The organism is Amycolatopsis samaneae (assembly GCF_039541975.1).
Lineage (GTDB): Bacteria > Actinomycetota > Actinomycetes > Mycobacteriales > Pseudonocardiaceae > Amycolatopsis > Amycolatopsis samaneae.
Genome location: NZ_BAABHG010000009.1, coordinates 156,338 through 178,309, shown reverse-complemented (window position 1 = coordinate 178,309; position 21,972 = coordinate 156,338). Strand labels below are relative to the sequence as shown.

General features: G+C 71.8%; 20 protein-coding genes. 15 read left to right on the top strand and 5 right to left on the bottom strand.

Going from position 1 to position 21,972, the window contains the following annotated elements; all coding sequences use genetic code 11:
• The first annotated feature begins 257 nt into the window (after nucleotides 1-257).
• Nucleotides 258-1,433 (top strand): methyltransferase domain-containing protein, encoded by a 1,176-nt coding sequence (locus ABD987_RS24465; RefSeq protein WP_345398031.1) that lies wholly within the window; start codon nucleotides 258-260, stop codon nucleotides 1,431-1,433.
• Nucleotides 1,434-1,757: 324 nt separating this feature from the next.
• Here ABD987_RS24465 and ABD987_RS24460 read toward each other — a convergent pair whose 3' ends face one another.
• Nucleotides 1,758-2,567 carry a methyltransferase domain-containing protein gene (locus tag ABD987_RS24460; protein WP_345398028.1) on the bottom strand — a complete coding sequence of 270 codons (810 nt, stop codon included), beginning with the start codon at nucleotides 2,565-2,567 and terminating at the stop codon, nucleotides 1,758-1,760.
• A 68-nt stretch (nucleotides 2,568-2,635) separates the two neighbouring features.
• Here ABD987_RS24460 and ABD987_RS24455 point away from each other — a divergent pair, with 68 nt between their 5' ends.
• Together ABD987_RS24455 and ABD987_RS24450 are read left to right on the top strand one after the other, a co-directional pair.
• Nucleotides 2,636-3,988: an MFS transporter gene (locus ABD987_RS24455; protein WP_345398025.1), complete on the top strand. Its 1,353-nt coding sequence runs from the start codon at nucleotides 2,636-2,638 to the stop codon at nucleotides 3,986-3,988.
• Between the two features lie 42 nt (nucleotides 3,989-4,030).
• Nucleotides 4,031-4,816: a GNAT family N-acetyltransferase gene (locus ABD987_RS24450; RefSeq protein ID WP_345398022.1), complete on the top strand. Its 786-nt coding sequence runs from the start codon at nucleotides 4,031-4,033 to the stop codon at nucleotides 4,814-4,816.
• A gap of 4 nt (nucleotides 4,817-4,820) precedes the next feature.
• Here the strand turns inward: ABD987_RS24450 and ABD987_RS24445 are convergent, their stop codons facing one another.
• Nucleotides 4,821-5,234, bottom strand: a complete 414-nt coding sequence (locus ABD987_RS24445) for a hypothetical protein (protein ID WP_345398019.1) — start codon at nucleotides 5,232-5,234, stop codon at nucleotides 4,821-4,823.
• Entirely contained in the window at nucleotides 5,218-5,583 is a 366-nt protein-coding gene (locus tag ABD987_RS24440) for a hypothetical protein (protein ID WP_345398016.1), read from the bottom strand. The genes ABD987_RS24445 and ABD987_RS24440 overlap by 17 nt, the downstream gene beginning before the upstream one ends.
• Nucleotides 5,584-6,042: 459 nt before the next feature.
• Between ABD987_RS24440 and lanKC the strand changes: the two genes are divergently transcribed.
• From lanKC to ABD987_RS24420, 4 genes are all read left to right on the top strand, one after another.
• Nucleotides 6,043-8,613 (top strand): class III lanthionine synthetase LanKC, encoded by a 2,571-nt coding sequence (gene lanKC / locus ABD987_RS24435; protein ID WP_345398013.1) that lies wholly within the window; start codon nucleotides 6,043-6,045, stop codon nucleotides 8,611-8,613.
• Nucleotides 8,614-8,636: 23 nt separating this feature from the next.
• Nucleotides 8,637-8,795 carry a SapB/AmfS family lanthipeptide gene (locus ABD987_RS24430; RefSeq protein ID WP_345398010.1) on the top strand — a complete coding sequence of 53 codons (159 nt, stop codon included), beginning with the start codon at nucleotides 8,637-8,639 and terminating at the stop codon, nucleotides 8,793-8,795.
• 120 nt (nucleotides 8,796-8,915) lie between these two features.
• Entirely contained in the window at nucleotides 8,916-10,628 is a 1,713-nt protein-coding gene (locus ABD987_RS24425; protein WP_345398007.1) for an ABC transporter ATP-binding protein, read from the top strand.
• Entirely contained in the window at nucleotides 10,625-12,394 is a 1,770-nt protein-coding gene (locus tag ABD987_RS24420) for an ATP-binding cassette domain-containing protein (RefSeq protein ID WP_345398004.1), read from the top strand. Before ABD987_RS24425 ends, ABD987_RS24420 begins: the two co-directional genes overlap by 4 nt.
• Before the next feature lie 542 nt (nucleotides 12,395-12,936).
• On the opposite strand, the gene ABD987_RS24415 is transcribed toward ABD987_RS24420, so the two are convergent.
• Both ABD987_RS24415 and ABD987_RS24410 read right to left on the bottom strand, forming a co-directional pair.
• Nucleotides 12,937-13,347, bottom strand: a complete 411-nt coding sequence (locus ABD987_RS24415) for an acyl-CoA thioesterase (protein WP_345398002.1) — start codon at nucleotides 13,345-13,347, stop codon at nucleotides 12,937-12,939.
• Complete coding sequence (locus ABD987_RS24410) at nucleotides 13,341-14,618, bottom strand: hydroxyacid-oxoacid transhydrogenase (protein WP_345397999.1); 1,278 nt, start codon at nucleotides 14,616-14,618, stop codon at nucleotides 13,341-13,343. Before ABD987_RS24410 ends, ABD987_RS24415 begins: the two co-directional genes overlap by 7 nt.
• Nucleotides 14,619-14,753: 135 nt before the next feature.
• Between ABD987_RS24410 and ABD987_RS24405 the strand changes: the two genes are divergently transcribed.
• The 8 genes from ABD987_RS24405 (at nucleotide 14,754) to ABD987_RS24370 (ending at nucleotide 21,835) form a co-directional block, all read left to right on the top strand.
• Nucleotides 14,754-16,415, top strand: coding sequence for a thiamine pyrophosphate-binding protein (locus ABD987_RS24405; protein WP_345398820.1), 1,662 nt, complete (start codon nucleotides 14,754-14,756; stop codon nucleotides 16,413-16,415).
• A gap of 173 nt (nucleotides 16,416-16,588) precedes the next feature.
• Nucleotides 16,589-16,762, top strand: a complete 174-nt coding sequence (locus ABD987_RS24400) for a hypothetical protein (protein WP_345397996.1) — start codon at nucleotides 16,589-16,591, stop codon at nucleotides 16,760-16,762.
• A 205-nt stretch (nucleotides 16,763-16,967) separates the two neighbouring features.
• Nucleotides 16,968-17,171: a cold-shock protein gene (locus ABD987_RS24395; RefSeq protein ID WP_345397993.1), complete on the top strand. Its 204-nt coding sequence runs from the start codon at nucleotides 16,968-16,970 to the stop codon at nucleotides 17,169-17,171.
• A 133-nt stretch (nucleotides 17,172-17,304) separates the two neighbouring features.
• Complete coding sequence (locus ABD987_RS24390) at nucleotides 17,305-17,529, top strand: heavy-metal-associated domain-containing protein (protein WP_345397990.1); 225 nt, start codon at nucleotides 17,305-17,307, stop codon at nucleotides 17,527-17,529.
• A 111-nt stretch (nucleotides 17,530-17,640) separates the two neighbouring features.
• Nucleotides 17,641-18,678, top strand: a complete 1,038-nt coding sequence (locus ABD987_RS24385; RefSeq protein WP_345397987.1) for an ATP-NAD kinase family protein — start codon at nucleotides 17,641-17,643, stop codon at nucleotides 18,676-18,678.
• Nucleotides 18,675-19,514 (top strand): thiamine pyrophosphate-dependent enzyme, encoded by an 840-nt coding sequence (locus ABD987_RS24380; protein WP_345397984.1) that lies wholly within the window; start codon nucleotides 18,675-18,677, stop codon nucleotides 19,512-19,514. The genes ABD987_RS24385 and ABD987_RS24380 overlap by 4 nt, the downstream gene beginning before the upstream one ends.
• A 23-nt stretch (nucleotides 19,515-19,537) precedes the next feature.
• Nucleotides 19,538-20,476: an alpha-ketoacid dehydrogenase subunit beta gene (locus ABD987_RS24375; RefSeq protein ID WP_345397982.1), complete on the top strand. Its 939-nt coding sequence runs from the start codon at nucleotides 19,538-19,540 to the stop codon at nucleotides 20,474-20,476.
• An 87-nt stretch (nucleotides 20,477-20,563) separates the two neighbouring features.
• Nucleotides 20,564-21,835, top strand: a complete 1,272-nt coding sequence (locus tag ABD987_RS24370) for a GAF domain-containing protein (RefSeq protein WP_345397979.1) — start codon at nucleotides 20,564-20,566, stop codon at nucleotides 21,833-21,835.
• Nucleotides 21,836-21,972 lie beyond the last annotated feature (137 nt).

Genomic DNA, 21,972 nt, shown 5'->3' with positions numbered 1-21,972 from the left:
GCGGTAGTCCTTGCGCTCGCCTGGCTCGCCGACCGTTGACCAGGCCTGATGTGTCCCTCGTTCGGGGCTATGCCCGTGCGGATACCGTCGTTCAGGGTGGAGGACGAGAGTCCGCTCGGCTATGGGAAGGGAATCGTTACAGTGGGCAAGCGCCAGGACAAGACCACTGAGGACCGGGAGAAACCTCCTCACAAACCGCAAGGCACCGGTAAACAAGGCCCGCCGGACCCGGACAAGCCCCCGGGCAGGCACACCAAATGAGCAAGCAGCAGCACCTCGCCGCCGCGCTGAGTGAGGTGGGGAAGTTGCCGCTGAGCTGGGCGAATGTGTTTGCCGAGGTGGACCGGGCGGCGTTCGTCCCCGCCAAGGTGTGGTTCGACGACGAACACGGCCATCCTCAGCCGATCGGGCGCGACACTGATCCAGTCCGCTGGCAGGCCGCGGTCTACTCCAACGAGCCGGTGGTGACCCAGCTCGACCATGGCCGGACTGTGTGGCCGGACACCAGTCTGCTGGTGACCAGTTCGACGTCGCAGCCCAGCATGATGCTCATCATGCTGGATGCCCTCGACGTGCACGAGGGCCACACCGTGTTGGAGATTGGCACCGGAACCGGCTACAACACCGCCCTGCTGTGCCAGCGTCTGGGCGACGATCACGTCACCACCATCGAGGTGGACCCCGCTCTGGCCACCTGGGCTCGTGAGGCCCTGAGCGACGCCGGGTACCGGCCCTGGGTGGTGTGTGGCGACGGCGCCACGGGCTGGCCACCGGGCGCCCCGTATGACCGGGTGATCGCCACCGCTGCGGTGATGGCCGGACGCCTGCCATATGCCTGGATCGAGCAGACACGTCCCGGCGGGCAGATCCTGACCCCCTGGGGCACCGCCTACGACAACGGTGTGCTAGTCCGGCTCACCGTGCACGGCGATGGCACCGCGTCCGGCCCGGTGGTGGGCGAGGCCGCGTTCATGCGGCTACGCAGCCACGACATCCCGTTGGGCCACGCCGCTCGCCTCGGCGACATCATCGACACCAGCACGAGCGCCGCCACCACCACGACGACCGTCCCGCCCGACGAAGTCGCCATGGGCGATGGCGCCTTCAGCGTTGGCCTGCACCTGCCCGACGTGCGGAGCGGCGTCTTCTACGACGACGGTCCCGAGCACTATGAGGTCCTGCTCTACCACGTACCCTCCGACTCGGTCGCCTCCGTGAAGATCACCCCGGAGACCACTGCGACGGGCCGCTACTCGGTCCGGCAGCACGGCCCGCGCCGGTTGTGGGATGAAGCCGAAACCGCTCACACCTGGTGGACCGACCACGGCCGCCCAGCGCAAACCCGCTACGGCCTCACCATTTCCCGCACACAGCAGCAAGTTTGGCTGGACCAACCGTCCACAATGGTCACATCGGCGGTTCCTGCCGCCTGACAACGGCGGCACAAATGACCGGACCCACGCTCAACCCACATCTGGCCTCCTCGGTCGGGAACTCATCGGGCTGGAGTCCCGCTCGCAGACACACTGGTGGACCTCCTCGAACGGGGCGAACCGACATGATCGACGAGTGGCACGCCGCCTCTTCGATGACCTTGACCAGCTCGCCCGGACGAGTCGGCGTCGTCGCCAACGACAGCACTCAGTTCGTGTGGTTCGGCAACGACGACGCCTGGCATCGTTGGCCTCGCCACTCATCTGAGCGGCCGGCCAGCCGCGCCCCGCCCTCCGGAGCGCCCTCCACGGCTTGGGCCGGGATCAAACCCGGCAGAGGATTTCGCCGTGCGGGATGGCGAAGAAGCCGTCCGGGTGCGCGGCCCACTCCCGCCACGCGGCGGAGATGTCCGCGAGTTCCTCGCGGGTGGCGTGCCCGCCTTCGAGTGCCTGTTCCGCGATGCGGGAGCCGAGGATCCGGTCCGCCCACATCCCGCCCCACCACGCCCGCTCGGCCGGGGTGGAATGCGACCAGATGGACGCGCCGGGCGTGACGTCGGTGGCGCCCGCCGCGTGCGCCCAGGACAGCAGGCGACGGCCCGCGTCCGGTTCGGCGCCGTTGGCGTACGCGACCGCGCGGTACACCTCGCGCCACCGCTCCAGCCGGGGATCGGCGGGCCACCACAGCGCGCCCGAATAGTCCGTGTCCCGTGCCGCGACGACGCCGCCGGGCCGGGTGACGCGGAGCATTTCCCGCAGCGCGCCGACGGGATCGCGCAGGTGCAACAGGACCTGGTGCGCGTGCACGACGTCGAAGGTGCCGTCCGCCGCGTCGAGCCGGTTGACGTCGCCCAGCACGAATTCCACGGTGCGCACCCCGGCCTCGGCCGCGTTCGCGCGGGCCTGGCCGAGGATCTCCTCGGTGACGTCGAGCCCGACGACCCGGCCCGGGGCGACCCGCCGCGCGAGGTCGACGGTGATCGTGCCGGGGCCGCAGCCGATGTCGAGCAGGGTGAGCCCGGCGCGCAGCTCCGGAGCGAGGTAGGCCGCCGAGTTCTCGACCGTCCGCCAGTGCTGCGATCGGACCACGCTTTCCGCGTGTCCCTGGCCGTAGGCCCGATCCGCTGTCGTCATGCCCTCGACGGTAGAACCACTGTCCCATATAGTGCAACGATTCTCCCAGATCTCGGGAAGGGGCCACGGTGGACGGACACGTGACGATCGCGGCCAGGATGGACCGGCTGCCGATCACCCGGCAGCACCGCCGCGCGACGGTCGCGATCGGGCTCGGGCTGTTCTTCGACATGTACGAGATCTTCCTGGCCGGGGTGCTGGGAACGGTGCTGCAGAAGGAAATGCGGCTGGACAAGGACGCGCTCGCGCTGCTGCTCGCGTCGGCCTTCCTCGGCATGTTCCTCGGCGCGATCGTCATGGGCGTGCTCGCCGACCGGCTCGGCCGCCGCCGCGCGTTCATGGTCAGTCTCGGGGTGTATTCGGCGTTTTCGCTGCTCGGCGCGTTCAGTACCGGCCCGGTGATGCTCGTCGTCACGCGGTTCCTCGCCGGCGTCGGGATCGGCGCCGAACCGCCGGTCGCGGACACCTACCTTGGCGATCTGCTGCCGCCGAAACACCGTGGCCGGTACACGGCCCTGGCCTACACGCTGTCGTTCCTCGCCGTCCCGCTGTGCGGGTTCCTGGCGCGCTGGCTGGTACCCGCCGCGCCGCTCGGGATCGCGGGCTGGCGCTGGATGTTCGTCTTCGGCGCACTCGGCGCCGTCGTCGTCTTCCTGCTCCGGTCCGGCCTGCCGGAGTCCCCGCGCTGGCTGGAAGCCATGGGGCGTAAGGAGGAAGCCGAGGCGGTGGTCGCGCGGTTCGAGGCGGACGCGCGGGCGGAGCACGGGGAACTGCCCGCGCCGGTCGCCGGGACCACGGTGTCCGCCGGACCGGCGCGCGTCGGCGCCCTGTTCCGGCCGCCGCACCGGCGCCGCACGGTGATGATGACCGTGTTCCATGTGCTACAGACGTTCGGCTACTACGGCTTCGGCACGCTCGCGCCGATCGTGTTGGTGGCCAAGGGTTTCCCGATCGTGCAGTCGCTGCTGTTCAGCGCGCTCACCTTCCTCGGCTATCCGGTCGGCGCGGCGCTTTCGCTGCCGGTGGTCGAACGCGTCGAGCGGAAGTTCCTGGTGATCGGGACGGCGATCGCGATGGCGGCGTTCGGCCTCGCGTTCGGGCTCGCCACCACGACCTGGATGATCGTGGTGTGCGGTTTCGGCTACACCGTGCTGAGCAACGTCTTCTCGAACGCCTTCCACATCTACCAGGCGGAGATCTTCCCCACCGCGCTGCGGGGCACGGCCACCAGCGGCACCTACTCGCTGTCCCGGCTCTCCAGCGGCGTGCTGCCGTTCGTCCTGCTCCCACTGCTGCACGGCGCCGGCGCGGGCACGCTGTTCACCGTCGTCGCGGTGGCGATGGGGCTGGTGGCACTCGACGTCGCGCTGCTCGGCCCGCGCACCACCGGCCGAAGGCTCGAAACGGTCAACGCGACGTAAACCAGTTGGCGGCACGCGGCCGCCCATGATCAGCTGGGGCGCATGACCTCGCTGCTCGCCCGGATGGAGCGCAACCTCGCCGAGCACGCCTGCTACCTGCACCCGGCGTTGCCCGGTGCGCGGGTCACCCGCACCGACGATCTGCTGATCGCCGACAGCGGTATCGACGACGACACCTTCAACCTCGTCGCGGCGGCGCGGTTCGCCCCGGAAGCGGCCGACGCCCGGATCGCCGAAACGGTGTCCGCGCTGCGCGCGACCGGACGCGGTTTCTCGTGGTGGGTCGGGCCCGCGTCGGAGCCGGACGACCTCGGCGCCCGGTTGACCGCGGCGGGCCTTGCCGAATCGGAGTCCGAAACCGCGATGTGGGCGGACCTCGCCGCCGTCCCGGCCGGGCAGGACGTCGAGGGGCTGGACATCCGCCCGGTGACCACGCCGGACGACCTCGCCGCGTTCGCCGCGATCCTGTCCGCGAACTGGACACCACCGGCACCGGGCGTCGTCGAGTTCTATCGAGGGGCGTCCGGCCGGGCGCTGGCCACGGAGAGCCCGGGGCGGCTGCTGATCGGCCGCCACGCCGGGATCCCGGTGTGCGCGGCCGAGGTGATCCTGCACGCGGAGGTCGCGGGGATCTACAACATCGCGACGCTCGCCGCGTACCGGCGGCGGGGCTTCGGCGGCGCGATCACCCTGGCCGCCCTGCACACCGCGCGCGAGGCCGGGTACGAGATCGCGGTGTTGCAGGCTTCGGAAGACGGCGAACCGGTCTACCGGAAACTCGGGTTCACCGACTGCGGCCGGTTCACGGAATTCGCCGTCACGCCCTGAGCCGCTAGTCCGCCTCGACGCGGCGGGCGGGCGCGGTGCGGCGCAGCCAGTACAGCCCGATCACCGGCAGCACCAGCGGGATGAACAGGTAGCCCTGTCCGTACACCGACCACACGGTGGCCTGGGGGAACGCGGCGCGGTCGAAGATGCTCAGCGTCCCGATGGCCAGCACGCCCAGCAGCTCGACGGTGCAGGCCGCCGTCGCCACCCACCACCAGCGGTCACCCTTGGCCAGCGCGATCGTGGCGACCACGTAGACCACCGCCGCGAACGCGGAAAGCCCGTAGGCCAGCGGTGCCTCGTGGAACTTGGTGCCGATCTGCACTCCGGCGCGCGAGGTGGCGGCGAGCGCGAAGATCGCGTACACCGCGACCAGGACCCGTCCGGGGCCGGTGGCCGAACTACGCACTGGCGCCATGCCACACCTCGATCAGCCGTAACACCATCACCGGAACGGCCAGGCAGGCGATGCCCAGCACCACCGTGCTCGACCGGCTGCGCTCGGCCAGCGCCCACGCGGCCCCGACCGGCAGCACCAGCAGGCAGCCGATCAGGTAGGCGAGGTAGGTGGCGAGGCTGCCGGGGCGTTCGCCGCCCGCCAGCAGGACGACGCCGATCACCAACTGGGCGACCAGGAGGACCTCGACGATCCCGAGCGCGGCGAGCAGCGGGCGGTCCGGAAGGCGGTTGCGCGCGGACTGCGCGAACGCCGCCAGCGCGGTCAGCAGCGCGCACACCGCGACCGTCACCGAGAATCCGACGATCACCCGTTCCTCCTTCCGGCCTATCGGGGGTCAACTTACCCGGCGGGGTGAACCGGCCGGTGCGTGCCGGTGTCGCCGGGTGGTCCGGGCCACGTGTTCGCATTTTGTGCGAACCGCCGGGCCCACCTTGCCCGGGGGTGACGGGTGAATAAATCACAGAATGAAGTTGATGGCATTCTGCCAATTCGGATCGCTTTTTTTCGCAGCCACGATCGGACCAGCGGGTACGTCGAAAAAACGTTCGCGTTACACCACAAACGGGTGGTTGGAGTGGTCGATGGAACTACTGAGGGTTCCAGTACTCGGCGGTAGCGGATAATTTTGCCTAGCCTGATCAGCCGAGTCGAACCCCCGGGTTGGAGGATTGGCCTAGGGGTGCCTGGCATGGGGGAATATTCCAGTCCCGGCGTCGCGGGGTGCGCCGGGCGAGAGCACGGCGGAAGTACGGAGGGGGCTCGTTCGATGGACGTCCGGTACGAAGCGTTTTGCTTCGCCGATCCGCTGTTCTTCGACGAACAACGGGAAACCGGGGCCTCCGAGGACGATTTCACCAGGCTGCTGCCGCTGCCTGCCGCCGGATGGGGCGAGCGGCAGCACGGCGTGTGGCGGATCCTGCACCCGGATGGCCTGAAACTTCCCCCGCAGGGCTGGAAAATCCACGTTTCCGCTGGTCTGGACAACGCGGCGCGGGTGCTGACGCGAGTACACGAGTACTGCCTCGAGCGCCGGATCTCCTACAAGCATCTCCGGTCGCGGTTGATCCTGCTCGCCCAGAATGCCAAATACGCCCCGCGGTCCGGAAGTGGAAAGTTGATCACCATTTACCCGGATGGTGACGCGCAGTTGAAACGTGTTCTAGGTGAGCTGTCGGCCGAGCTGGAGGGCGAGACGGGCGCCTATATTCTCAGTGATCTCCGCTATGGGCGGGGTCCGCTCTATGTCCGTTACGGAGGATTCGCCGAACAGTGGGTCGAGCACGGCGGCAAGCGGGTCCCGGCGATCCGCAAGCCCGACGGGACGTTGATCCCGGATCAGCGAACGCCGAGCTTCACTGTCCCTGAATGGGTGAAGATTCCCCCCTGTTTGGCCGAAAGTGCCGCGGACCGTGCGAAAGGGGATCCCGAGCAGTTCCCCTATCGGGTGACCAGTTCGCTGCATTTCTCCAACGGTGGTGGCGTTTACCTGGCCAACCGCAAGGCCGACGGTGAGCAGGTGGTGCTCAAGGAGGCCCGCCCGCACGCCGGCCTCGACCAGGAGGGTGCCGACGCGGTCGCCCGGCTCGACCGGGAACACGCCGTCCTCGAACGGCTCGCGGGCATCCCCGGCGTCCCCCGCGTCCACGAGCGGTTCACCGTCTGGGAACACCACTACCTGGCGATGGAGTACATGCCGGGGGTGTCGCTGGGCAAGTGGCTGGCCGCCAACTACCCGCTCAGCCACTGCGATCCCGGCGAGGAGGAGTTCGCCGCGTACACCAGGCGGGTGCTCGGCGTGCTGGGTCAGGTGGAGCGGACGCTCACGGCGGTCCACGAGCGCGGAGTCGTCTTCGGCGACCTGCACGGGCTGAACATCCTGGTCGGCGACGACGACACCGTGTCGCTGATCGACTTCGAGCTGGCCGCGGAGCTGGCCACCGCCAAGCGGCCCGCGCTGGGCGCCCCCGGTTTCCGCGCGCCGGCCGACCGCACCGGCGCCGAGATCGACGAGTACGCGCTCGCCGCGATCAAGCTCTGGCTCTTCCTGCCGCTGGTCCAGCTGCTGGAGCTCGCGCCGGCCAAGGTGCGGAGTTACCTGGACTTCGTCCAGCACCGTTTCCCGCTGCCCGAGGGCTACGCCGAAACCTGCCTCGCCACCCTCGCCCGGCGCCGTGAGCCCTCGGCGAAGCCGGGCGCCGCCGCGCACACCGCGCTGGACGAGCCCGAACCCGCCTGGACGCTGGTCCGCAAGCAGATCGCCGAGGCGATACTGGCCAGTGCCACGCCCGGCCGCACCGACCGGCTGTTCCCCGGTGACATCGACCAGTTCCGGCCCGGCGGCGGCGCGTGCTTCGGCGTCGGCGCGGCAGGCGTGCTGCACGCGCTCGACGTCGCGGGCGCGGGCCGGTACCCCGAACACGAGCAGTGGCTGATCGACGCGGTCCGCCGCGAGCCGCCGACCCGCCCCGGCTTCTTCGACGGCTCCTACGGCATGGCCTATGTGCTGGAGAACCTCGGGCACGGCGAGGTGGCGGGCGAGCTGCTCCGCGCGTCCGCCGCGCTGGTCGAGCAGACCGCCGACCACGGGCTCGAACGCGGCCTCGCCGGGATCGGCCTCACCCAGCTGCACTTCGCGCTGGAACGCAAGGACAACGAGTTCGGGCGGCAGGCGCTGCACACCGCCGTCCGGCTGGCCGACGCGCTGGAGACCGCCGATCCGCCGGGCAAGTTCGGCAGGGCGGGCCTGCTGTCCGGGTGGTCGGGTCCGGCGCTGCTGTTCATCCGGCTGTTCGAGCGCACCGGCGAACGGGCGTGGCTCGCGCTCGCCGACCAGGCGGTGCGCCGCGACCTCGAAGAATGCGAGCCGACTCCGGACGGTTCGCTGCAGGTTCGGGACGGCACCGCGCGGACGCTGCCCTACGTCGGCGTCGGCAGTGCCGGGATCCTGCTGGTCGCCGAGCAGCTCGCCCGGCACGAGCCGGACGCGGCCGCCTGCGAGAGCCTGCCAGGGCTGCGCGAGGCGTGCCGCGGCGAGTTCGTCATTTACCCGGGGCTCTGCTACGGCCGGAGCGGTCTGCTCGCCGCGCTGTCCTACGACCCCGAGCCCGACCGGCGGGTGCGCGACGCCGTCGACCGGCACCTGGCGCGGCTGGCCTGGCACGCGATTCCGCTCAAGGGCGGGCTGGCCTTCCCCGGCAACCAGCTGCTGCGGTTGTCGATGGACGTGAACACCGGCGGAGCGGGAATCCTGCTCGCGCTGTCCGCGGTACTGGACGGCACCCCGGTCCTGCCGTTCCTCGGCAGGGCACCGTCCCCACACACCTCCGGTCGTGGATGACCGGTGGAACAGGTAACGAGGAAATGAGGGAAATCATGGAATTCGTGCTGCAGCTGCAGTCGCTCGAGGCGCCCGAGGCGATGGAAGGCCACGGCGGGGGCGGCAGCAACCTGAGCCTGCTCACGCACTGCCACCACAGCGCGCTCAGCCTGCTGACCTGCGAGGTCGACGCCACGGAGTAAATCCGATCGGCGGGTAACACGGGTGCGGGAGCGGCACAGGCCAAGTGCGCCGCTCCCGCACCTTCATTCTGCATTCTGGCCCGTTTCCGCCGGGCGCCGGTCGTTGTCCTAGGGGGTGAGATGGCCGAATCCGCCGACCGACTGCTGGTCGCGCTGGCCCGTCGCGACCGCGGCAGGCTGGCACTGGTGGTGTGCGGCGCGCTGCTCGGCTCCGCCGCGGGACTGGCCCTGCCGGGGGCGCTGGCGGCCGCGGTCGACGCCGTGGTCGGCGGCAGGCGCAGCTGGCCGGAGGTCACCTGGCTGCTCGTCCTCGGCCTCACCCAGATCGCCACCGACGTCCTGAGCGGCGTGCTCGTCGGCCGGATGACCGCGACGGCGACGGCGTGGCTGCGCCGCCGGCTCGCCGACCGGTTGCTGGCGCTGGGGACGCGTTCGCCGTTCGCCGAGGGGGACGCGGTCAGCAGGCTCACCGGGGACTGCGCGGGCGCCGGCGGCCTGGTGCCGGTCGTGGTGCAGGTCGGTTCGGGCCTCCTGACGTCGGTGGGCGCGGTGGTGCTGCTCGCGCTGCTCGACTGGCGGCTCGCGCTCTTCTTCCTCGGCAGCCTCCCGTTCGCGTTGCTGCTCGCGCGTGTCCACCTGCGACACAGCGCCGAAGACGTCCTCACCTACCAGCGGGTGTCCGGTGAGCTGGGCGCGCGCATGCTCGACGCGGCCGCGGGCCTGCGCACGATCGCCGCCGCCGGTATCGCCGACCGCGAGGCGGAGCGGGTGCTGCGCCCGCTGCCGCGGCTGAACCTGGCCGGGCGCGGGATCTGGCGGACCCAGGCCAGGATGGTGTGGCGGGCCGCGCTGCTGCTGCCCGCGGTGGAGATCGTGGTGCTGGCCGCGGCCGGGTTCGGCGTGCTGGCGGGGCGGCTGAGCGTGGGGGACATGCTCGCCGTGCTCGGGTACGTCGCGCTCGGGCTGGGCGTGCTCGCCCAGGTCCCGATGCTCACCACGCTTTCCCGCGCCCGGTCGGGCGCGGAACGGCTGGCCGAGGTGTTCGAGGAGCCGGTGCCCGAACCCGGGAAGCTCGGGCTGCGGCCGGGACGGGGCCGGGTCGAGCTGCGGCACGTCACCGTCCGTGGCGCGCTGGCGGAGCTCGACCTCGCCGTCGAGGCGGGGACGTTCCTGGCGGTGGTCGGCCGGTCGGGCTCGGGCAAGTCCGCGCTGACCGCGGTGCTGGGCGGGCTGCTCGTCCCGGACGAGGGTGTGGTGCTGCTGGACGGGCGCCCGGTGCCGTCGCTGCGTCCCGAAGAACTGCGCGCCGTCGTCGGTTACGCCTTCGAGCGGCCCGCGCTGCTGGGGGAGACGGTGGCCGACGCGGTGGGCTACGGCTCCTGGGCCGGGGAGGGCGCGGTCCGCGCCGCGTGCCGGACGGCGCAGGTCGACGACGTCGTGGTCCGGCTGCCGCGCGGCTACCGGACCCCGCTGGCGGAGACCCCGTTGTCCGGCGGGGAGCGACAGCGGCTCGGCCTGGCCAGGGCGATCGTGCCCAATCCGAGGGTGCTGATCCTGGACGACGCGACCGCGAGCCTGGACACCGTGACGGAGCTGGCGGTCGAGGACGCGATGGCCTCGGCGCTGCCGGGCCGGACCCGGATCGTGGTGACGCACCGGGCGAGCACGGCCTCGCGGGCGGATCTGGTGCTGTGGCTGGAGGACGGCCGGATCCGCGCGGTGGCGCCGCACGCGGCGTTGTGGCGGGAGCCGGGGTATCGGGCGGTGTTCACCGAGGAGACCGTGGACGAACGGGTGCCGGACGGGGTACCGGAAGCGCGAGGCGCCTCGTGAGCGTCTCGGGGCTGTACCGGTCCGCGCTGCGGGAGCAGTGGCGTGGCGGTGTCGTGCTGCTGGGCTGCTCGGTGCTGGAGGGGGTGCCCGCGTTCTTCTCCGGCAGGCTGGTCGAGCTCGCGGTGGACCGCGGGTTCGGCGCGGGCCGGGCCGGGGCCGGGCTGCTGTGGCTCGCGGTGTTCGGCGCGGTGGCGCTGCTCGGCGCGTTCGGCTCGCGGCTGGTGTGGCGGCAGCTGGGCAAGGTCGTCGAACCGCTGCGGGACGTGCTGGTGCGGGCGGTCGTCCGTGGTGTCCTGCACGACCCGTCGCCGCCGCGCACCGGCGCCGACGCGAGCGGCGTCGCGCGGATCACCCAGCACGTCGAGGTCGTGCGCGACGCCACCGGCGGGCTGCTGGTGCAGGCGCGCGGCATGGTGGTGACCACGATCGCCGCGCTCGCCGGGCTGCTCACCGTGGCGGGGTCGCTGATGCTGCCGGTCGCGGTGCCGGTGCTGGTGGCGGTGCTGGCGTTCGGCGCGCTGATGCCGTCGCTGGCGCGGCGGCAGCGGGCGCTGGCGCTGGCGGACGAACGCGCGGCGGCGGCCGCCGGGACGGTGCTGTCGGGCATGCGCGACGTCGTCGCGTGTGGCGCGGAACCCCTTGCCGCGCTGACGATCGACGACGCGGTGGACGCGCAGGCGGCCGCGGCGACGCGGGTCGCGCAGGCCACGGCGGCCCGTACCGCGGTGATCGGGCTTGGCGCGTTCGTGCCGCTGGTGCTGGCCCTGCTGCTGGCGCCGGGGATGGTCGCGCGCGGGACGCTGACCGCGGGCGCCGCGCTGGGCGCGCTGGTGTACCTCGCGACCACGATGCAGCCCGCGCTGCACGGACTGGCGTCGACGTCGAGCACGGTCGTGCTGCGGCTGCTGGTCGCGCTGCGGCGGCTCGCGGAGACCGCGGAGGTGCCCGAGCCGGTCGACGGGCACGCGCGGCCGCGCGGGTTCGACCTCAGCGTGCGCGGACTGACGTTCGGCTGGGGCGCGGCGGCCGAACCGGTGGTGCGGGAACTGGACCTCGACCTCGGCCCTGCCGCGCACCTGGCGGTGGTCGGGCCGAGCGGTATCGGCAAGTCGACTTTGTCCGGGCTGCTGACCGGGCTGCTCGAACCGCAGGCGGGCCGGGTGCTGCTGGGCGGGGTCCCGGTGCGCGAGGTCCCCGCCGAGCAGCGGCACCGGCTGGTGGCGCTGATCCCGCAGGAGGCCTACGTCTTCGCCGGGACGCTGCGGGACAACCTCGGCCTGTTCGCCGCCACCGCCACCGACGCGCAGCTGCTCGCCGCGGCGGACGCCGTCGGCGCCGGTGAGCTGGTGCGGCGGCTCGGCGGACTGGACGGCGAACTGGGGCACGGCGAGCTCTCCGCGGGGCAGGCGCAGCTGATCGCGCTGGCGCGGGTGTACGTGAGCCCGGCGCGGATCGTCGTGCTGGACGAGGCGACCTCCCATCTCGACCCGGTCTCCGAGGCACGGGCGGAACGCGCCTTCGCCGCGCGGGGCGGGATCCTGGTGGTGATCGCGCACCGGCTTTCCTCGGCGATGCGGGCGGAACGCGTCCTGGTGATGGACGGCCGCGAAACCGCGCTCGGCTCCCACGAAGAACTGCTGACCAGCTCCGCGCGCTACGCCGAGCTGATGCGCGCCTGGGCCCCGGCCCCGCTACCCCGGCACGCCCGGCCCGGCCCCGCCGCCAGAACCCCGCAGACCGTCCCCGCCGACGACCGTCCACAGTAGACCTCCGGGGCCCTCTCCTCGCCTCGCACACGGTTACGCTGCTCCCGGACATCCCCCTCCCTCCCTTGGGGGGACTGCCCAGCAGCAGTCTACCGCGCACCCACGACAATTCCGGGGCGATGACGGTGCGGGGCCCGAGTTGTCCACAATCGCCCGGGGCTGTGGACAACTCGGCCATCAAGGGGTGCGCGAACCGCCGACGTAAGTATCCTTTGTGGACTCCGGTGCTGTGAAGGGGTCCTTGGGGGCGTTGAGCGCTGTGAAGGACCCCTTCAGGGCGTGAGAGTTGTGCTGTGGCATGCGAGGCGAGGGGCTTTGGCTCTGGTCGGGCGCACCCCGTGTCCCGAAAGCTCCTTTCGGGACGTTCAGTGTCCCCAAAGGAGCTTTCGGGACATCGATCCCGCCGGGCCGTGCGGAAGCCCGTCCGTTACGCGTCATTCGGGGCGGGGCGGGTGCTGAAGGACACCATCGGTGCGCTCAACGCACTGAAAGCGTCCTTCAGCACCCAGCACCCCAACCCCACTCACCCAGACCCGACAGCACTACGCCCGCAACTCCTCCAGCGACTCCCGCAGCTTCCCCGCCACCGGGACCGGCCGCCGCGTCTCCCGATCCACGAACACGTGCACGAAGTGTCCCTCCGCGACCAGCGTCTCGTCCGCCGTGTACATCCCGACCTCGTATCGCACACTGGAGTTCCCCAGGTGCGCCACCCGTAGCCCGACCCGCAGTGACTCGGGAAACGACACGGACGCGCGATACCCGCACTGCGATTCCACGCACAACCCGATGACGTCACCGGAGGAGAAATCCAGCCCGCCCCGTTCGATCAGCCAGGTGTTGATCACCGTGTCCATGATCGAGTAGTGCACCACGTTGTTGACGTGCCCGTAGACGTCGTTGTCCTTCCAGCGCAACGGAACCGTCTGCCAGTGCGGGTAGCCGTTCACCACAGCGACACCGAATCCCGCAGGATCCCGGCGAGATCGCCGGAAGACGCCGGACGTGGCGCCATCGTCAGCAGTCGTTGCTGCTTCAGGGTTCCCGCCACCAGACTGTCCACATCGGACTCCGTGTACCCGACGGCGCCGAGCCCGTTCGGGATGCCGATCTCCCGCATCAGGTTCGTCAGCACCGCGGGCAGGTGATCGGCGAAGTCGCCCGGCCACTCGAAGTCCGGCGCCAGCAGCCGCGCCACGCGCAGGTGCCGGTCCGGAGCGGCCTCGAAGGTGAAGCGGAACGCGGCGGGCGCCGTCAGCGACACCGCCATTCCGTGGGGCACCATGGATTCCGACGCGGGGTAACCGTCGGGATGGAACTCCCGCACCTGCCCGGCGATCGGGTAGGCGTTGGCGTGCGGGAGGTGCACGCCCGCGTTGCCGAACCCGAGCCCGGCCATCGTCGCGGCGAGCGCCATCGCCTCGCGCGCCGCCGTGTCCGAACCGTCGCGCACCGCGGCGGGCAGCGCCCACGACAGCAGCCGCAGCGACTGCTCGGCGAACATGTCCGCTAGCGGGTTCGCGCCGCAGTACGGCACCCGCTGCTCGGGACGTTTGCGTTCGAACGAGGTGAACGGCTTGGCCGTGTAGCTCTCCGCCGCGTGGCACAGGATGTCCATCCCCGCCGCCGCGGTCACCCCGGCGGGCTGGCTCACCGTCAGGCGCGGGTCGACGACCGCGAGCGTCGGGCGCAGCCGCAGGTGGCTGATCCCGCTCTTGACCCGCAGTGACAGCACGTCGAGCACGCACACCGTGGTGCTCTCCGCGCCGGTCCCGGTCGTCGTGGGCACTGCGACCAGCGGCTTCAGCGGCTGCGTCGGCGCGCGCCCGCCGCCCACCGGCACGTTGACGTAGTCCATCAGGTCGCCGTCGTTGCTGGTCAGCAGGTTCGCCGCCTTCGCGGTGTCGATGCTCGACCCGCCGCCGACCGCCACGAACGCGTCCCACGGCCCGGTGCCGCGCGCGAACTCCACGGCCTTGCGCATGCTCACGTCGGTGGGTTCGACGTGCACGCCGTCGAACACCTCGGCCTCGATGCCGTACCCGGCGATCCCCTCCGCGACACGGCGCGGCCAGCCCGTCGCGGCGACGCCGGGATCGGTGAGCACGAGCACGCGCCGCGCGCCGAACTGGGTCAGGTCGTACCCGATCTCGTCGGCGGCGCCGGCGCCGAACTTGAGCCCCGGCGCACCATATGTGAAAACTGTTTCATGTTCAGTGGCCACGGTCCTCGTCCTCGCTCTCCGCTCGGCCGGCCGGATCTGTCGAAAGCGGACATTCAGTCCGTCTCGTGCGCTCTTCGTCCCGTTCGGCCGAAGATCACTTGACGGCACTGAACATGTCCCGCCTAAGCTTTCCCCATTAGATACCAACTAGGAGCGACCGTCGCCCAGACGGCAGTGCGGATACTGACCGAGGCCGGAGTGGATCGGGTGTACGCGGTCGTCGGGGAGTCCTTCCTGGAACTCCTCGACGCCGTCCAGCGCGAGCGCGCGGTCGCCCTCATCTCGGCCAGGCACGACGCCGGTGCCGCCTTCATGGCCGAGGCCGAAGGCAAGCTCACCGAGCGTCCCGCCGTGCTGCTCGCCAGCCGGGGGCCGAGCGCGGCCAATCTGGCCATCGGCGTGCAGACCGCCTACCAGGACGAGACGCCGATGGTGGTGTTGCTGGAGACCCCGGCGATGGACCCGGTGCCCCCCGGTTCGCTGCCCGCCGCCGACCTCACCGCGATGTTCGAGCCGATCAGCAAGTCGTGCGTGCGGGCGCAGGACCCCGACGAGGTACCCGGCCTGCTGGCCGAGGCGCTGACCCGGTCCCGCGAGGCGCGGCCGGGCCCGGTCGTGCTCGGCGTGCCCAGCGACGCCTGGGGCGTCCCGTACGACTCGGCGAAGCCGGTCGCCACCGTCCGCCCGCCCGCCACCGGCACCCTCGGCCGCTCCGCCGACGCGGTCGCGCAGCTGGTGGACGAGGCCCGGTACCCGGTGGTCATCGTTGGCGGCCGGGCCCGCTCGGCCAGGGACGAGCTGATCGCCGTCGCCGACGAGCTGTCGCTGCCGGTGTACAACGCGTTCCGTCGCCAGGACGCTTTCCCGGAGAACCACGCGCGCTACGCCGGGCACCTCGGCCTCGGCATCCCGGCCCGTCAGCTCGACGCGCTCGAACGCGCCGACCTGGTGCTCGCGCTGGGCACCCGGCTGGACGAGGTCACCACGCAGTCCTTTCGCTACCCGACGCCGCAGCAGACCCTCGTGCTGGTCGGCACCGGCACCGACGACACGCCGCGCCGGGGCCTGACCTTCCGGATCGACTCCGAGGTCGAGCCGTTCCTGCGCGAACTGCGCTCGGTGGCCGCGCCGCGCACGCGCCGGGCCTCGGCCGCCAACGCGGCGGTGCACACCTTCATGACCCCGCCCGACACCAGCGGGAATAGCCGCGTGCACCCGGCCGACGTCGTCCGCGCGCTGCGGAAGCTCTCGCCGGAGGACACCATCGTCACCAGCGACGCGGGCAACGTCGCGCAGTTCATGCACCGCTACTGGTGCTTCACCGCGCCGCGCAGCCAGCTGGGCCCGAGCAACGCGGCCATCGGCTACGCGGTGCCCGCCGCGGTGGCCGCGAAGCTGGCCGAACCGCGACGCACCGTGGTCGCCATGGTCGGCGACGCCGGGGCGCTGATGACCGGGCAGGAGATCGAGACGGCGGTCCGTTACCGGGCGCCGGTGATCGTGGTCGTCTTCCAGAACGGGCTGCACGGCGGGTTCGCCACGCACCAGGCGCGGGCGCACGGCAGGCTCGCCGGGGTCACCATCCCGCTCGCCGACTTCGCGGGCTGGGCGCGCGGGCTCGGCGCGGCGGGGTACACGGTGGACGATCGCGAAGAGCTCGAACCGATCATCGCGAGCGCGCTGGTCCGCCAGCGGCCGTGCGTGATCGACGTGCGCACCGACCCGGACGTGGTGACGCCGGAGACGCGGCTGAGCGCGCTGCTCGGCGCGGCCCGTCAGCAACCCCCTGTGACATAAGGAATTCTCAGGGAGTAGACAGGAAAAGGTGCGGCGCGTCCGCCGGGGTCTCGGGTAACCTGAGGAGTGTTCGGCGAACGTGGGGGTGCGTCGCCGGAGCGTTTTTGTCGGTGCCCGGTGGCACCCTTGCGGTCATCACCCCGAGCGGGTCCCGGAGAACGAGGGAGTTCGATATGGCCGACGAGCAGCGCGCGCAGGAGCAGGCGCGCAAGGCGTCCGGAGTGGTCCCGGTGCAGTTCAGCGCGAGTGCGGAGGCACACGACGACGCGCTGGTGACGGCCCAGCACGACGCGTCGTGGCGGTCGCCGTTCGGTGCGGAGCCGCGCCGCGCGGCGAGTGGCGGATAGAACACACCACACAGGGTGACAGGGTTGGCGCTCCGGCTGGCCCTGTGCTTTACTTATCTTGGTCTTGTTTTTTGTGTTCGTGGTGAATCACGCTCGCAGAATTCAGCGGGCGCAGTGTCTCCTCACCGAGGAAGCAAACCGTCCGGGTTCGACCCGGGTCGCCGACTGGCTTCCTGATTTTGGTGTTATATATGGAGATTTTTTTATGACTCAGGGCACTGTGAAGTGGTTCAACTCCGAGAAGGGGTTCGGCTTCATCACCCCCGACAACGGCGGCGGCGACGTCTTCGTGCACTACAGCGAGATCCAGGGCAACGGCTTCCGCACCCTTGAAGAGAACGCTCGGGTGGAGTTCGAGATCGGCCAGGGCCAGAAGGGCCCCCAGGCGACCTCGGTCACCCTTCTCTGACCCACGCACTTACTTCAGGGGCCGTCACCGCTCAGCGGTGGCGGCCCCTGTCGCGTCCGTGGTCCACAGTGGATTTCCAGCTGAAACTGGGATCACCCGATCGGGGACGGCGCTGGTCAGTAGGCTTCGGCGCATGGTTGAGACCGGGTACACCGTCTCCGGAATGTCCTGCGGCCACTGCGCCCGATCGGTCACCGAGGAGCTCACCGAGCTGCCGGGAGTGGCCGGGGTGGAGGTCGACGTCGCCGCGGGGCACGTCACCGTCCGCAGTGCCGCGCCGCTGGAGGCGGACAGGGTAAGCGCGGCGATAACCGAAGCCGGCTATCGCTTCGAAGGCGTGACGAGCCTGGTGCCGTAGCCGGGTCCTTCACCTTCGGCTTACGTTGCAACCCTGCTGCAACCCTTTCCCGCCGGGCGGGTCCCGGAGTCTGCTGTTGCCCCAGAAGGCACCGGCAGGGGAGGGCAAACGGTGGGTGAAGCGGTGGCGGGCATCGTCGCGAATCCGGCGTCCGGGCGGGACATCCGCAGGCTGGTCGCGCGGGCTTCGGTCTTTCCCACCGCGGAGAAGGCGAACATGGTGCGGCGCCTGCTCGCCGCCTTCGCCGCCACCGGTGTCCAGCGTGCCGTTCTCTCCTCGGACCTCGGTGGCATCTCCGCCTCGGTGGAACAGACCCTCGAACGCGGCGGCAAGCATCCCGAGGTCGAGTTCTGCGCGACCGAGCCGCTCACCGGGACCGCGGCCGACACCACCAACGCCGTCCGGCGCATGGTGGACGAGGGCGCCGGGGTGATCGTCTGCCTCGGCGGTGACGGCACCGCGCGGGTCGCGGCGGCCGCCTGCGGTGACGTGCCGCTGCTGGCACTGTCCACCGGCACCAACAACGCCTTCCCGGAGATGCGCGAGGCCACCGTCGCAGGGTTGGCCGCCGGGCTGATCGCGAGCGGGCAGATCGACCCGGACCTGGTGACGCGCCGGATGAGCGTGCTCGAAGTGGTCACCAAGGCCCGTCGCGAGATCGCGCTCGTCGACGTCTGCGTGTCGCTGAGCAGGCACGTCGGCGCGCGGGCGCTGTGGGAGCCCGCGTCGCTGACCGAGCTGTACTGCACCTTCGCCGAACCGGACGGTATCGGGCTCTCCAGCATCGCCGGGCAGCTGTGCCCCAGCCCTCGGTCGAGCGCCGACGGGGTCGCGCTCCAGCTCGGCCCGGTCGGGGAGACACCGTACGTCGTGCAGGCGCCGATCGCGCCGGGGCTGGTCGTCCCGGTCGGGGTGCGCGGCTGGGGCGTCTTGCAGCCGGGGGTGCGGGTCGAGCTCGCGGCGGCGGGCGGGGTGATCGCCGTGGACGGTGAACGCGAACTGGAGCTGAAGAACGGCGAAAGCGCGTTCGTCGAACTGCGTTCGGAAGGGCCGTGGTGTGTGGACGTCCGCGCGGCGATGGCGGAGGCGGCCCGGCGCGGGCTGCTCCGCACCGCCACCGCGGCGCCGGGTGAGGAGCGCCGAAGATGACCGGGCCGCTGCGCGAGGCGTACCGCGTGATGCGCACGATCCGGGCCTTCGGACAGTGCGTGCGCGAGGCGTCCGCCCGTGGCGAACTCCCCGGCGCCGAGCCGGTTCCCACCGACGACGAGGCCGCCGCGACCGGGGTCTGCCTGCATCTCGACGAGCGTGACGCGATCGTCGGCACCCAGTGCGGCTACGGCCATCGCATCGCCGGGGGCGTGGACGTCCGGGCCATGATGGCCGAGCTGTACGGCCGTCCCGGTACCCGGCGGAGCGTCGGTGCCGTCCCGCACGTCGCGGGCGGCCCGCCCCTGATCTGCGGTACCGCGCTCGCCGCGAAGCTCCAGGGCACGGGCGGTGTCGGCGTCGCCTTCTTCGGGCACGACGCCAACGGGGACGGCGCGACCCTCGAAGCGCTGCACCTGGCCACGTCCTGGTGTCTCCCGGTGCTCTTCGTCGCCGAGAACACCGGGCGGCCCCGCTCGTCCCCCGGCTGGACGGTCGCGTCGGACAGCATCGCCGACCGCGCGGCCGCGTTCGGCATGCCCGGCGAGATCGTCGACGGGTTCGACTTCTTCGCCGTCCACGAAGCGGCCGGTGAGGCCGTCGCCAGGGCAAGGGCAGGCGGCGGGCCGACCCTGATCGAGGCCCGGCGGTTCACCATCCCGCCGGGGTGCGCGCGAGGGGACTGCCTGTCCCGGTTCCGTGGCGCGGTCCTCGACGGCGGCGGGCTCGACGAGTCCGTTTTGGACGGTATCGACGTCGAGGTGGCCGCCCTGGTCGCGGCCTCGGTCGCCGAGGCCAAGGCGGAACCGGCCACGGCCGATCTGGTCCGTTACTGAGTTCTCCCGCGAGAGGAGCGTCGATGACCCGCGCGATCAGCTACCGCGAGGCGATCATCGAGGCGCTGACGCAGGAAATGGCGCGGGAGCCGTCGGTCATCGTGCTCGGCGACGGCGGGGGTGCCGGGGCGGCGCCGGACCTCGCGGCCCGGTTCCCCGGCCGGGTGCTGGGCACCTCCGGCGCCGGTACGGCGTTCGTCGGCGCGGCGATCGGCGCCGCGACGCGCGGGCAGCGTCCGGTCGCGGAGCTGGGGTGCTCCGGTGGCCAGGGTTTCGACCGGATCTTCGGCCAGGCGGCCACCTTCGGCGCACTGGCGGGCGGCGCCGCGAACACGCCCGTGGTGCTCCGGGTGGTCTACCGGGCCGGGGCGTGCCCGTACCCGGCCTTCACCCAGGTCCCCGGCCTCAAGGTGGTCGTTCCCGCGACGCCATACGACGCGAAAGGCCTTATGGCACAGGCAATCCGCGATGACGGGCCGGTGATTTTCTGTGAGCACCGGGCGTTGTACGACATCGTCGGCGAAGTTCCTTGTGACAGCTACGCTCTGGCGTTCGGCACCGCGAACGTCGTCCGTCGTGGTGCCGACGTCACGCTGGTCGCGCTCGGCCGGATGGTGCCGGTCGCCGAGCGGGCCGCGCGCGAGCTGGCGGTGTCCGGGATCGACGCCGAGGTCATCGATCCTCGCACGACGAGCCCGCTCGACGCCGCGACGATCCTCGCCAGCGTCGGGCGCACCGGTCGGCTGGTCGTCGTCGACGAGTCCGCGCCGCGCTGCGGTCTCGCCGCGGACATCTCCGCGCTGGTGGCGCGGGAGGCGTTCGGGGCGTTGCGCGCGCCGATCGAAACGGTGACGCCGCCGCACACCCCGCTGCCCTTCCCAGAGGCCCGGGAAAGCCGCTACCTGCCCGGCACCCAGCGTGTCGCCGACGCCGCGAAGTGCGTCGTCGGCTGGCGCCGGTGACGGTGCTCACGCGCGAGAATCCCAGCGTACGGGCTAGGAATCTCGGACTCCGTAGTGCAGACTCCACTCCGAGCATTGGGAGCGGCGGTGGGACTACGGAGCCTCGAGGCAGCGTTGCCGGCCGGGGTGGATCCTCGGCAGCACGCGCGCGTCCTCGCCCTGATCCATGACGCCGCGCTGTCCGGCCGGGCGCTGCCGGGCCGTCCCCGCCCGGTGATCGGCGCGTCCTGGCAGCGGATGCGGCGGCTCGGTCTCGACCCGGACCGCGGCGCGCCCGGAATCCGGCTCAAGATCGAGGAAATCGAGGAACGCCGCAGGGGGAGCGGGCTGGCCGAGGTGCTGCCCGCCCTGCGGGCCGGGCTGCTTCCGATGGCCGAGCAGGCCGCGCACATCATGGTCGTCACCGACGCCGAGGGGCGGATCCTGTGGCGGGAGGGCAGCGCGCCGGTGCGGCGCCGCGCCGACGCCATCGGGTTCAGCGAAGGCGTCGACTGGCACGAGAACGCCGTCGGCACCAACGCGATCGGGACGGCGCTGGTCGCGCGGCGGCCCGTCCAGGTCTATTCGGCCGAGCACTACGTCCGCGCGCAACACGACTGGACCTGTGCCGCGGTGCCGCTGCGCGATCCGCGCGACGGGCGCCTGATCGGCGCGGTCGACCTCTCCGGCCCGGCCTCGACGGTGCATCCGACGACGCTGGCGCTGGTCGACGCCGTCGCCCAGCTCGCGGAGGCCGGGCTGCGGTCCGCGCACGGGACGGAACTGGAGCGGCTGCGCGGCATCGCCGTCCCGGTGCTGGCGAAGGTACGGGGACGCGCGGTGGCGGTCGACCCGCACGGCTGGGTCGCGGCCACCAGCGGGCTCGCCCCGCTCGACCGGATCGCACTGCCCACCGGCTGTTCGCCGGGCCGGGCGTGGCTGCCCGCGTACGGGAGCTGCCGGATCGAACCGCTGCCCGGCGGCTGGCTCGTCCGGCTCGCCGACGGCGAGGACGAGGCGGGCACGCAGCCGACCCGGGTCGTGCTCGACGTCCGCGCGCCGCGCGAGCCGACGCTCACCGTGTCCGGCGCCGCGGGCACCTGGACGCACCGGCTCAGCCCGCGGCACGCCGAGATGCTGTACGTGCTCGCGTGCCGCCGTGACGGCCGGTCGGCGTCGGAACTTTCGCTCGACCTCTTCGGCGACGCCGCGCGGACGGTCACCGTGCGGGCCGAGATGTCCCGGCTGCGACGGCATTTCGGCGGCGTACTCGGCGGGCGGCCGTACCGGTTCGCCGACGACGTCGAGGTGGTGGTCGAACGGCCGGAGGATCCCGCCGAGGTACTGCCGCACTCGCTCGCCCCCGCCATCCGCGGCTGACCCGGCCGCGATCTCCACCCCCGCCTCCACCCGGCGACGGTCCCGCTCCACCCGGGGCCGTGCCTAGCCTGCTCACCACGAACAAGGCGGCCCATGCCGAGGGGCGGGAACGAGGGGGAAGGATGAAGATGGTGATC

Excerpts from the sequence above, each read along its gene's own strand:
- ABD987_RS24465 (WP_345398031.1), top strand. The coding sequence starts at position 258 with ATGAGCAAGCAGCAGCACCTCGCCGCCGCGCTGAGTGAGGTGGGGAAG.
- ABD987_RS24460 (WP_345398028.1), bottom strand. The coding sequence starts at position 2,567 with ATGACGACAGCGGATCGGGCCTACGGCCAGGGACACGCGGAAAGCGTG.
- ABD987_RS24450 (WP_345398022.1), top strand. The coding sequence starts at position 4,031 with ATGACCTCGCTGCTCGCCCGGATGGAGCGCAACCTCGCCGAGCACGCC.
- ABD987_RS24445 (WP_345398019.1), bottom strand. The coding sequence starts at position 5,234 with ATGGCGCCAGTGCGTAGTTCGGCCACCGGCCCCGGACGGGTCCTGGTC.
- lanKC (WP_345398013.1), top strand. The coding sequence starts at position 6,043 with ATGGACGTCCGGTACGAAGCGTTTTGCTTCGCCGATCCGCTGTTCTTC.
- ABD987_RS24430 (WP_345398010.1), top strand. The coding sequence starts at position 8,637 with ATGAGGGAAATCATGGAATTCGTGCTGCAGCTGCAGTCGCTCGAGGCG.
- ABD987_RS24425 (WP_345398007.1), top strand. The coding sequence starts at position 8,916 with ATGGCCGAATCCGCCGACCGACTGCTGGTCGCGCTGGCCCGTCGCGAC.
- ABD987_RS24400 (WP_345397996.1), top strand. The coding sequence starts at position 16,589 with ATGGCCGACGAGCAGCGCGCGCAGGAGCAGGCGCGCAAGGCGTCCGGA.
- ABD987_RS24395 (WP_345397993.1), top strand. The coding sequence starts at position 16,968 with ATGACTCAGGGCACTGTGAAGTGGTTCAACTCCGAGAAGGGGTTCGGC.
- ABD987_RS24390 (WP_345397990.1), top strand. The coding sequence starts at position 17,305 with ATGGTTGAGACCGGGTACACCGTCTCCGGAATGTCCTGCGGCCACTGC.
- ABD987_RS24380 (WP_345397984.1), top strand. The coding sequence starts at position 18,675 with ATGACCGGGCCGCTGCGCGAGGCGTACCGCGTGATGCGCACGATCCGG.
- ABD987_RS24375 (WP_345397982.1), top strand. The coding sequence starts at position 19,538 with ATGACCCGCGCGATCAGCTACCGCGAGGCGATCATCGAGGCGCTGACG.